Consider the following 9,895-nt stretch of genomic DNA (forward strand, 5'->3'; position numbering starts at 1 on the left):
TCGTCGTCGGCAGCAGCGACTTCCGGTGCCGCCCCGGCCCCGGCCCTCACCGAGCGCCTGGACGCGGCCCGCCCGTACGTGCTCTCCGCCTTCCGCGTCGTGATCGGCCTGCTCTTCGCCTGCCACGGCATCGCCTCGCTCTTCGGCGTGCTCGGCGGCGCGGCCGGCACCCACGGCGGCACCGTCGAGACCGGCCTCTGGCCGTTCTGGTACGCGGCCGTCATCCAGGCCGTCGGCGGCATCCTCGTGCTGCTCGGCGTGGGCACCCGCAGCGCGTCCCTGATCGCGTCCGGCTCCATGGCGTACGCGTACTTCGACATGCACCAGAGCGGCGCGCTGTGGCCGATCCAGAACGGCGGCGAGCTGCCCGTGATGTTCTGCTGGGGCTTCCTGCTGCTCGTCTTCACCGGCCCGGGCGCGCTGTCCCTGGACCGGCTCTTCTCCCGCCGCGGGTGATCTGCGCCGGTTTCACCGCCCCCGCTCACACGTCACACCCGCCCCAGGCGTACGCTGTGCGGTTGTGAAGGCCGCCCCTGCCGCTCCCCTGCGACGTCGCGGCGGGGGACCGTACCAGGAGATCAGGACGTGCTGGAGAAGCTGGGGGCGCTGGCCGAGACCCCATGGATGTACGTGGTCGTCAGCATCTCCGTACTCCTGGACGTCTTCCTCCCCGTGCTCCCCAGCGGGGTCCTGGTGATCACGGCGGCGACCGCCGCCGCGGGCACCGCGGCCGATGCGGTCGGCGGCGCGGCCCACGGGCACGCCGGCTTCCCCGAGATGCTCGCCCTGGTGCTGTGCGCCGCGACCTCGTCCGTCCTCGGCGACATGGTCGCCTACCGGCTCGCCTGGCGCGGCGGCGACCGCTTCGACCGGGCCATCGCCCGGTCGCGGCGCCTGACCGCCGCGCAGGAGAAGCTCGGCACGGCGCTGCTGCGCGGCGGCGGCCCCCTCGTGGTCGTCGCCCGCTTCGCCCCCGCCGGGCGGTCCGTGGTCAGCCTCGGCGCGGGCGTGATGCACCGCCGGGTGGCCGAGTTCCTCCCCTGGTCCGCCCTGGCCGGCCTGACCTGGGCCGCGTACAGCGTGAGCCTCGGCTACTTCGGCGGCCAGTGGCTCGGCGCCGGCTGGATCGGCACGGCCGTCTCCTTCCTCGCCCTGTTCGCGGCCGGTGCGGGCGCGGCCTACGTGGTGAAGCGGCCGCGGTAGGGCGCGCGGGCCCCGCCGTCCGTCACCGCAACCCCGCGAACCGCACGTCCCCGTAGGGCCCCCTACTGCAACGACCGTACGTCCGGTCGGTGAGCGGCGGACGCTCTCGTGCCGCACCCGCACCGGTCTTGGTACGGACCAATGCGCCGGCCGGCTACACCACCGCCCGGGCGACCTCCGCCCGCAGCACCCGCGCGCAATGCCGGGCGTACCTCCGCTGGAAGGCCGGCACCAGCGGGCCCGCGGCCCTGGTGAACCAGCGCGCCGGGCGGCTGAACGCCGTCACGGCCAGGTGCACGTCCTCCGCCCCGTCGAGGGTGACGACGAAGGACTCCTCCCCGCACTCGGGATGGCCCGGCAGCGTGCCGTAGGCGAAGCCCGCGCGGCGCTCCTCGCGTACGGCCCAGACGACCGCGCACGTGCCGGAGGCGCGCAGCGGGCCGAGGCCGAGGGAGACGTCCACGACGACGCCGGGGGCGGCCGGGAGGGTGCCGGCGGGCACGCGGACGCCCGCGGCGCGGTGCATGCGCCAGGAGAGGACCGCGTCGGCGGCCGCTTCGAAGACGGGCCGGCCGCGGCCGACGTACCCCACCTCGTACAGGTGGTGGTAGCCGGCGGGCAGCGGGCGGCGCCCGGTGGCGCCGGCCTCCGGATAGGTGAGGCCGGGGGGCAGGTGTGTCATCGGTTCCAGTATGCGGCGGGCGGTCGGCGGACGGGCGGCGGCCCGGCTCCGCGAGGGAACCGGGCCGCCGGACGGGCGGGCCTGCTCAGCAGGCCGGAAGGCTCATCGAGCCGTGGTGAACACCGCCTTGTCGTCCTTCTTGAACGCCGACAGGCCGTTGGCCCACAGCTGGTTGACCCGGCTGCTCTCGGCGCTGTTGGGGCGGGTGTTCTGACAGGACGGGCCGGGGCCGCCGCCGGACATCAGCTCGCTGCACGGACCCGAGTAGTGGTCCGGCAGGCCGAGCACGTGGCCGGTCTCGTGCGCGGTGACGCGCGTGGAGTTGTACTGCTGGTTCTGCCGGTAGTCGAGGAAGATGTAGCCGCGCCCGTGGCCGTCGGTGCTCGCGTACGAGCCGCGGGAGTCGTTGCCCTCGTAGTAGGCGAAGTCGGCGTTGCTGCCCGCACGCAGCTGGACGTTGCGCACGGAGCTGTTCCAGATCTGTGCGCTCGCGGCTATCTGGGAGGCGAAGCTCGGCGCTCTGCTGGCGTCGTAGGTGACCGTGACGGCCCGCAGACCCGGCGACTTCGCGGCCTTGGCCTGCGCCGACTTCATCACCGCGTCGAAGAACGCCTTGTTGTTGGCCTCTTCGGCCGCCGATCCGGCGTACGACGACTGCACGGTCTGCGATCCCGTGACCGCCGGGGCGGCGGCGGAGGCGGGAACCGCCGTCATGGCCGCCGTGAGCCCGAGGCCGATCGCCGCCGACAGCACCATCGTGGAGCGTTTCATGTGGGGGACTCCATTCGTGCCGAGGACGTCCGGGCCGGGCGGTGGGTGTGCCGGCCGGATGTCCGTCGGGTGAACTGCTGGTCCCCGAGAGTCTGTGACGAGTTATCAGCGGTGCGGATGATGCCAACTGGCCATAACACCAGCCAATCACCTACCCTGCCCCGCCATGTGCCTGGTGTGACGTGCGGGGCGCAGTTATGCTCCCCCCGTGGAGCTCGAGGTCAGGCACCTCCGCGCGCTTTGCGCCATTGCGGATGCGGGCAGTGTGCGGAAGGCCGCGCTGCAGCTCGGCATGACCCAGCCCTCGCTCACCACGCAGCTCCGCCGCATCGAAGGGGCCGTCGGGGGCCTGCTGTTCACCCGCGGCCAGACGGGCAGCCGCCCCACACCGCTGGGTCACTCGGTGCTCTCCCGCGCCCGGCCCATCATCGCGGAGATGAGCGCGCTCATGGCGGCCGCCCGGGACGCCGCGGCGGGCGCCGGCGGGGCCCGGCTGCGGGTCGGCAGCCTCGGCGGGCGCGTGGTCACCGGATGGCTGCGGCGCCTCCACGCCCGGCTGCCCGAGACGGACATCGCCATCCACATCGAGGTCTCCGCCGGAACGTTGCTGCAGCTGCTGGCGACCAACCAGCTCGACGTCGCCTTCGTCCACGAGACCGAGGGGTTCCCCCTGCACATACCCCCGGGCGTCGAGCAGCGGGTCCTCATGTCCCGGGAACCGCGGTTCGTCGCCCTGTCCGTCACGCATCCGGCCGCCGGCCACCCCGTGGTCGGGCTCGCCGAACTCGCCGACGACGCCTGGATCGTGGACCCGGCCGCCGACCACGAGTGGTCGGCCCTGCAGCGGGCCTTCACCACCGCCGGGATCGACCCCCGCCTGGTGCACGTGCGCGACACCACCACCGCCGCGGACCTCGTCGCCTCCGGCGAAGCGGTACGGGCCTGCCAGCCCACCGCGGAGGCCGGCCCGGGAACGGTGCTCCGCCCCCTCTACGGCGACCCCCTGACCGTCGGACTCTCCCTGGCCACCCGGCCGGGCGCCCTCTCCGCCCCGGAAGTCGACGCCCTCTTCGACGACTTGGCCGACGCCTACCGCGCCCTCGCCTACGCCGACCCGACGTACCGGTCGTGGCTGCACCGGAACGGCGGAATGCGGACTCTGCCCTGAGGGGACCCTGCCACCGCCGACAGCGCAGGAGCCCCGTACCGATCCCGGTACGGGGCTCCTGCGCTGAAACGGACACGGTGGGCACAGACGGATTCGAACCGCCGACATCTGCTTTGTAAGAGCAGCGCTCTACCGCTGAGCTATGCGCCCGGGCACGAGGTGACAGCCTACCCCGACCTGCCCGGTTCCCCGCAAACGCGGCGCCGCGGGCCCCCGGGGCGGGGGTTATCCCCACCCTCGTCCGGTAGCGGGCTTCATCGCGGCCCGGGTGATCCACTTCTACGCTGGTCCCCGTACGCAGCACCCTGCCGTACCCGCCCGATCTGCCCTCCCGGAGTCCCGATGAAGCCCCGCGCCCGTTCCACCGCAGCCCGCCTCTCCCTCGTCACGGCCGGCGTCCTGGCCGCCGGAGCCGTGCTGACCGGGTGCGGGAGCGCCGACCTGGACGACGCGAAGCCGGAGCACAAGGCGTTCGCGCTGGCCGGCAAGGAGCTGACGATCGAGTCCGACAACTCGGCGCTCGAACTGACACCCGCCGACGTCAAGGACGTGCAGGTCACGCGCTGGTTCTCCGGGTGGACCCTCGGTGGGACGGCGAAGGCCACCTGGGAGCTGGACGGCTCCGTGCTCAAGCTCAAGGAGCAGTGCTCCGGGCTCAGCGTGGACTGCGAGTCCCGGCACAGGATCGAGGTGCCGCGCGGCGTGAAGGTGACCGTCAAGAACAGCAACGGCGCGATCAAGGCCCGCGGCTTCGCCACCGACCTCGACCTCCGTTCCGACAACGGCGCCGTCCGCGTCGAGGACAGCAGCGGCTCCCTCGCCCTGCACAGCTCCAACGGCACCGTGACCACCACCGGCGTCACCTCCTCCCGGGTCAAGGCCGACACCGACAACGGAGCGGTGCGCCTCGCCTTCGGCCGCGTCCCGGACCGGGTCGAGGCCGGCAGCGACAACGGCAGCATCACCATCGACCTGCCCCGCGCCGCGTACAAGGCCGAAGGCCGCAGCAACAACGGCAAGGTGCGCGTGGACGTGCCGCGCGACGACAACAGCGCCCACGTCGTCACCGCCCGCAGCAACAACGGCGAAGTGAAGATCCGCCCCGCGAGCTGACGGGCGAACTATCCGTCCTCCGTGTTCGTCCCTACCGGGTGGGAGAATGGCATCCGGCCAGGGGCGATCAACGGGAGAGGGCACGTGACGGCGACCTTCGCACAGTCCGCACGACCGGCACACCGCCGTTTCGGGGCTGCGAGAGCCCGCCGCGCGGCCGCCGCCGCCCGCGACGTCCTCACCCTCGCCCTCCTGCCGCTCCCCCTGCTCGCCACGGCCGTCGCCACCGCGCCCGCCGCCTTCGCCGGCGGCGGCACCCGCCGCTGGGGCCGGGGCCGCGACGAGAGCCGCCGGGCCGACGCCCAGGCCGCGAAGGACGCCGCCGCGGCCGCCTTCTACGAGCTCGACACCGCCCAGCGCGAGCTGCGGATCTCCATCGAGACGATCACGGCCGTCGACTCCTCCCCCGCCGCCCGCAAGGCCGCCGCCGACTTCGCGGCCCTCGGGCAGCGCATCGACGAGGTCTCCCACGCCTACATCGGCGCCGTCGACTCCCACGACCTCGACCGCGAGGACCTCGACGCCGGCGCCGCCGCCCGCGCCCGCGCCGACCTCACCAAGGCCAAGGACGAGCTGCTGCGCACCAAGGCCGACCTGGAGCGCTTCGGGCAGGGCCTCGGCCCCCTCCTGGCCGCCGCCGAAGAACAGCTGTCCCGGCTCGCGCCCGCCGTCGAGCGCGCCCGGCAGGGCCTCCTCGCCGCCACCGTCGCCCTCGACGCCGTCCGGGAGGCGGGCCTGCGCGCCGACGGCCTCGCCGCGCGGCTCGCCGCCCTCTCCCCCGAACTCACCAAGCTCAACCAGGGCGCCGGGCAGCACGGCGTCCCGGACACCCTCCGGCGCGCCGAAAGGGTCCTGCAGGAGGCCGGGGCCGTACGGGCCGAGGCGGAGGGCCTGCCGGCCAAGGTCGCGGAGATCGACAAACGCCTGGTCTCCCTGCGGACGCGGGCCCAGGCCCTGACCACCCGCGCCGCCGGCGTCGAACCCGTCCTGAGCGAGCTGCGCCGCCGCTACAGCGCCGCCTGCTGGCAGGACCTGCAGCAGGTGCCCGACGAGGCCCGGCGGGCCGTCGCCGCCGCGGAGGAGAAGCTCGCCGAAGCGCGCCGGGCGCGGGACGAGCAGCGGTGGCCGGACGCGCTGGCCCTACTGTCGACCGTACGGGCCGTGCTGAGCACGACCGACGAGTCCGTCTCCGCCGCGGCCGACCGGCTGCGGCGGCTGGACGAGGTCTCCTTCGACCACCAGCGGGAGGTCGAGCGCACGCGCTTCGCCATCCGCGACGCGCAGCGGCTGGCGATGGCCGGGCGCAGCACGCCCGACCCGCGGCACGCGGGGCCGCTGGACGCCGCGGTGGAGCGGCTGGAGCGGGCGGTGGCCGGGCTGGAGGGCCGGCACCCGGACTGGTGGCACTTCCTCACGGAGACGGAGGCGGTGCGGGCGGAGGTTTCCCGGGTCGTCCAGGAGATCCGGGGGGAGCGGGGAGCGTCCGCGGCGGGCTAGCTTCGCCGGGCGCCCTGGCTATGCTGCCCGCATGCCTCGTTACGAATACCGCTGCCGTGCCTGTGGGGACACCTTCGAGCTGAGCCGGCCCATGGCCGAGTCGTCCGCGCCCGCGACCTGCCCCGCGGGGCACGAGGACACCGTCAAGCTGCTGTCCGCCGTCGCCGTCACCGGTGGGTCCGCATCCGCTCCCGCGCCGCAGGGCGGAGGCTGCTGCGGGGGCGGGTGCTGCTCGTAGTCACCGCTTGCGCGCCAGGGTCAGGCCGTCCGCCACCGTGAGCATCACGGATTCCATGCGCTTGTCGGCCACCACGTGCCTGTTGAACTCCGTTACGTGGGCGCCCACGGGGTGGTTCTCCGGATCCAGGACCGACCCCATCATCAGGGTGTTGTCGGCGACGATCAGCCCGCCGGGGCGCAGCCGCGGGACGAGCTCTTCCCAGTAGTTGACGTAGTTGTCCTTGTCGGCGTCGAGGAAGGCCAGGTCGACGTGCGGCTCGGCGGGCATGGCCCGCAGGGAGTCCAGGGCCGGCGCGATCCGCAGGTCGATCCGGCCATCGACCCCGGCCTGCTCCCAGGCCTGCCGGGCGTAGGCGGTCCACTCCTCGGAGATGTCCAGGGCGACGAGTCTGCCGCCCTCGGGCAGCGCCTGCGCCATGGCCAGCGCGGACAGGCCGGTGAAGGTGCCGACCTCCACCACGTGCCGGGCGCCGGTGAGCCGGACGAGGAAGGCCAGCAGCGGCACCTGCTCCTCGGCGATCTGCTTGACGGCGTGGGCGGGCAGGGCCCGCTGGGTGGTCTCGACCAGGCCGCGCTGCACGGGGTCGAGCGGAGGGTTGTGGGCGAGGACGTACGCGTACAACTCGGGGGTGAGCGCGGTGCCTTTGAACTCGGTCACGGGTTCCTCCTCGACGGCGTGCACAAGACCGCGCACGAGCCTACGCCGCCGCCTCCGCGAAAGCCCGCAGGATCTCCTCGCCCGCGGCCACGCCCCGTGTCTCCAGGGCGGTGACGTGCGGGGCGGACCAGCCGGTGTCGGCGAGCTCGCCGTGGCCGGGCCGCCAGCCGCGGCCGGCGGCCAGCAGCAGGTCGGCGTCGAGGAGCGAGTCGCCGGCGGCGAGCACCTCGCAGGCGCCGGTGCGCCGTGCGACCTCCGCGACCGCGGCGCTCTTGGTGAGCGGGCGCGGCACGGCGTAGAGCTTGCGGCCCTGCAGGGAGACGCTCCAGCCGCGGGCGCCGGCCCACTCGGTGAGCTCCGCCACCCACCCGGCGGGCAGCTTCGCCCGGTCGACGACGAGGTAGGCGAAGAGATCCTCGGCGGTGCGCTCCTTGAGCAGCCACGCCGGGTCGGCGGACCGGACGAGGTGCGCGCGCACCTCGGCGAGCGGGGCGCACCCTTCGGCGATCCGCCGCTCGACGGCGGCCCGCCAGGACGGGTCGGACTCGCCGTCGACGAGCAGCTCGCCGCCGTTGGCGCAGATCGCGTACGCGGGCGGGCGGCCGGGCAGCCGGATCCGCCCGTACTGCTCGCGCGTCCGGGTGGTCGTGGGCACGACGGGCACGGCGGCGGCCAGCCCGGCGAAGGCGGCGGCGGCCGTCTCGGTCATGTAGGAGAGCGGCTTGCGGTCGTAGACCTCGACGCACAGCAGCCGGGGCGCGGACGCGTCGGGCCCCTCAAGGCCGAGCGCGGCGGCCGAGTAGATGAGCGTACGGTCGAGGTCACTGGCGACGAGGACGGTCACTTCGCGACCGCCTTGCCGTCGGCGCCGGTCGCGCCGCGGGTGTAGCGGGGGTGGATGAGGCCGACGCAGCTGTACGGCAGGCCGTCCACCTCCTCGACGGGCACCCCGCGCTGCTCGGCGAGCAGCCGCACGTGGGCCAGGTCCGCTCCGGCCCCGCGCCGGGCGAGGATCTTCCAGGGGACGCGCCGCAGCAGCACGCGGGTGGTCTCCCCCACGCCGGGCTTGACGAGGTTGACGTCGTGGATGCCGTACTCCTCGCTGATCCGCTCGACGGCGGCCCAGCCGTCCCACGTGGGCGTGCGGTCGGAACCGGCGAGCTCCTTGACGTCCCGCCGCACGTCCTCCTCCACCTCGCCGAAGCGGGCGGCGACGGCGTCGACGAAGGCCCGCGACGCGTCGGCGCCGGCGAGCTCCCGGTAGAACTTGGCGCCGTGGAAGTCCTCCGGCCCCACCAGGTCGGCGCGCAGGACGGTACGCGAAATCAGCCCGGAAACGGTGGAATTGAGGCAGGCCGACGGGATCAGGAAGTCGTCCCGCGTCCCGTAGGTCTCCACGCACTGCCCGGGGTCGGCCAGCACGGCGATGCGCGGGTCGAACCCGTCGAAGCCCTCCAGGGCGGCCGCCAGTTCGCGGGTGATGGCGCCCTTGCCGGTCCACCCGTCCACGAAGACGACGTCGGCCGGGTCGTGGTGCGCGGCGAGCCAGCGCAGGGCGACGGGGTCGATGCCGCGGCCCCGGACGATGGAGACGGCGTAGTGCGGCAGGTCCAGGCCGTGCGCGTGCCGGGCCCAGCGGCGCATCAGCACGCCCACGGGCGTCCCGGCCCGGGCCAGCGAGACGAGCACGGGCCGGGGGGACCGCTCGGCGAGCACGGTCTCGGTGACGACGCCGACGGCACGGGCGACCCGGCCGGCCGAGTCCCGGAGGGCGGCCTCGTACAGCGCCTGGTACTGCTCGCTGGGCTGGTACTCGACGGGCAGCGACTCGGCGTAGTGCGCGCCGCCGCTCTGGATCGCCTCCTCGCGCTCCTCAGTGGGCGCCTCCAGCTCGGCGCCGGAGAGGTCCTGGAGGAGCCAGCCGACGTCCTCGGGGTCGTAGGAGGAGAAGGCGGGGCCGCGGAGGGGTTGGGGCATGGGGCTCTCGGGGGTGTAGGAGGGAATGACGACGAGCCGGACGTGCTCCGCGTGGGCGGACAGCGCGTGGAGGAGGCCGCCCTCGGCGTGCAGTTCGGGAGTGTCGCCGCGCGAGTCGGTGACCACGATGACGGTGTCGAAGCCGGCGCCGGCGACGTTGTACGCGTAGCGGTCGCCGGGGCCGTCGGTGGGGTTGTCGTGGGCGGGGAAGGTGATCCGCGAGCGGATGGCGTAGCCGGGGTCGTCGACGGACAGTACGGGGGACCGGGTGGTCGTGGAGAACCGCACGTCCGCTTCGCCGCCGAGGGCGCCCTCCAGGGCCTGCGCGATGCGCAGGGGGGCGTACATCAGCTCCTCGGTGCCGAGGACGAGGATGCGCCGCGGGGGTGCGGCGCCGTTGCCGTCTGCGGGCCCGGTTGTGCCCACCCGTTCCGCCCCGGCGGAACGACTGCCCACAACCTCAGCGATGGCCGGCAGCGCGGCCTCCAGCCGCGCGCGGTGCGCCGGGGTGAAGCCGTGCCGGCCGCCGTCGGGCAGACCGGCCGGCCACGGGATGTCCACACGGGAGGGGGCGGGGGCGCAGGGG

Annotated in this window: 11 protein-coding genes and 1 tRNA gene; 6 read left to right on the forward strand and 6 right to left on the reverse strand. The window is 74.3% G+C overall.

Going from position 1 to position 9,895, the window contains the following annotated elements:
- Window positions 1-57 precede the first annotated feature (57 nt).
- Both ACSNOH_RS30225 and ACSNOH_RS30230 read left to right on the forward strand, forming a co-directional pair.
- On the forward strand, window positions 58-456 hold the full coding sequence (locus tag ACSNOH_RS30225) for a DoxX family protein (protein WP_436724642.1): 399 nt from the start codon (window positions 58-60) through the stop codon (window positions 454-456).
- 129 nt (window positions 457-585) lie between these two features.
- Window positions 586-1,203, forward strand: coding sequence for a DedA family protein (locus tag ACSNOH_RS30230; RefSeq protein ID WP_436724632.1), 618 nt, complete (start codon window positions 586-588; stop codon window positions 1,201-1,203).
- Window positions 1,204-1,357: 154 nt separating this feature from the next.
- Here the strand turns inward: ACSNOH_RS30230 and ACSNOH_RS30235 are convergent, their stop codons facing one another.
- Together ACSNOH_RS30235 and snpA are read right to left on the reverse strand one after the other, a co-directional pair.
- Window positions 1,358-1,885, reverse strand: coding sequence for a DUF1990 family protein (locus ACSNOH_RS30235; protein ID WP_436724633.1), 528 nt, complete (start codon window positions 1,883-1,885; stop codon window positions 1,358-1,360).
- 102 nt (window positions 1,886-1,987) lie between these two features.
- Complete coding sequence (gene snpA / locus ACSNOH_RS30240) at window positions 1,988-2,656, reverse strand: snapalysin (RefSeq protein WP_436724634.1); 669 nt, start codon at window positions 2,654-2,656, stop codon at window positions 1,988-1,990.
- 208 nt (window positions 2,657-2,864) lie between these two features.
- Here snpA and ACSNOH_RS30245 point away from each other — a divergent pair, with 208 nt between their 5' ends.
- Complete coding sequence (locus tag ACSNOH_RS30245; RefSeq protein WP_436724635.1) at window positions 2,865-3,824, forward strand: LysR family transcriptional regulator; 960 nt, start codon at window positions 2,865-2,867, stop codon at window positions 3,822-3,824.
- Window positions 3,825-3,902: 78 nt separating this feature from the next.
- Here the strand turns inward: ACSNOH_RS30245 and ACSNOH_RS30250 are convergent.
- A tRNA-Val gene (locus ACSNOH_RS30250) sits at window positions 3,903-3,974 on the reverse strand.
- Window positions 3,975-4,166: 192 nt separating this feature from the next.
- On the opposite strand from ACSNOH_RS30250, the gene ACSNOH_RS30255 reads away from it, so the two are divergent.
- The 3 genes from ACSNOH_RS30255 to ACSNOH_RS30265 all read left to right on the forward strand — a co-directional run bounded on the left by ACSNOH_RS30255 (window position 4,167) and on the right by ACSNOH_RS30265 (window position 6,672).
- Complete coding sequence (locus ACSNOH_RS30255; RefSeq protein WP_436724636.1) at window positions 4,167-4,937, forward strand: DUF4097 family beta strand repeat-containing protein; 771 nt, start codon at window positions 4,167-4,169, stop codon at window positions 4,935-4,937.
- 84 nt (window positions 4,938-5,021) lie between these two features.
- The gene (locus tag ACSNOH_RS30260; protein ID WP_436724637.1) at window positions 5,022-6,434 is read left to right on the forward strand and encodes a hypothetical protein; all 1,413 of its coding nucleotides are present in this window, start codon (window positions 5,022-5,024) and stop codon (window positions 6,432-6,434) included.
- Between the two features lie 31 nt (window positions 6,435-6,465).
- A complete protein-coding gene (locus ACSNOH_RS30265) occupies window positions 6,466-6,672 on the forward strand; it encodes an FmdB family zinc ribbon protein (protein ID WP_436724638.1) in 207 nt (68 codons plus the stop codon).
- Here the strand turns inward: ACSNOH_RS30265 and ACSNOH_RS30270 are convergent, their stop codons facing one another.
- The 3 genes from ACSNOH_RS30270 to ACSNOH_RS30280 form a co-directional block, all read right to left on the reverse strand.
- The gene (locus ACSNOH_RS30270) at window positions 6,673-7,332 is read right to left on the reverse strand and encodes an O-methyltransferase (protein WP_436724639.1); all 660 of its coding nucleotides are present in this window, start codon (window positions 7,330-7,332) and stop codon (window positions 6,673-6,675) included.
- A gap of 40 nt (window positions 7,333-7,372) precedes the next feature.
- Window positions 7,373-8,176 carry an HAD family hydrolase gene (locus ACSNOH_RS30275; protein WP_436724640.1) on the reverse strand — a complete coding sequence of 268 codons (804 nt, stop codon included), beginning with the start codon at window positions 8,174-8,176 and terminating at the stop codon, window positions 7,373-7,375.
- Window positions 8,173-9,895: cysteine protease StiP domain-containing protein (locus ACSNOH_RS30280; RefSeq protein WP_436724641.1), on the reverse strand; the 1,723-nt coding region annotated here is incomplete at its 5' end. The genes ACSNOH_RS30280 and ACSNOH_RS30275, both read right to left, overlap by 4 nt.

The organism is Streptomyces sp. URMC 127 (assembly GCF_051386535.1).
Lineage (GTDB): Bacteria > Actinomycetota > Actinomycetes > Streptomycetales > Streptomycetaceae > Streptomyces.

What these genes read in the sequence shown, in the direction of transcription:
- ACSNOH_RS30235 (WP_436724633.1), bottom strand. Translation starts at nt 1,885, where the DNA reads ATGACACACCTGCCCCCCGGCCTCACCTATCCGGAGGCCGGCGCCACC.
- snpA (WP_436724634.1), bottom strand. Translation starts at nt 2,656, where the DNA reads ATGAAACGCTCCACGATGGTGCTGTCGGCGGCGATCGGCCTCGGGCTC.
- ACSNOH_RS30255 (WP_436724636.1), top strand. Translation starts at nt 4,167, where the DNA reads ATGAAGCCCCGCGCCCGTTCCACCGCAGCCCGCCTCTCCCTCGTCACG.
- ACSNOH_RS30265 (WP_436724638.1), top strand. Translation starts at nt 6,466, where the DNA reads ATGCCTCGTTACGAATACCGCTGCCGTGCCTGTGGGGACACCTTCGAG.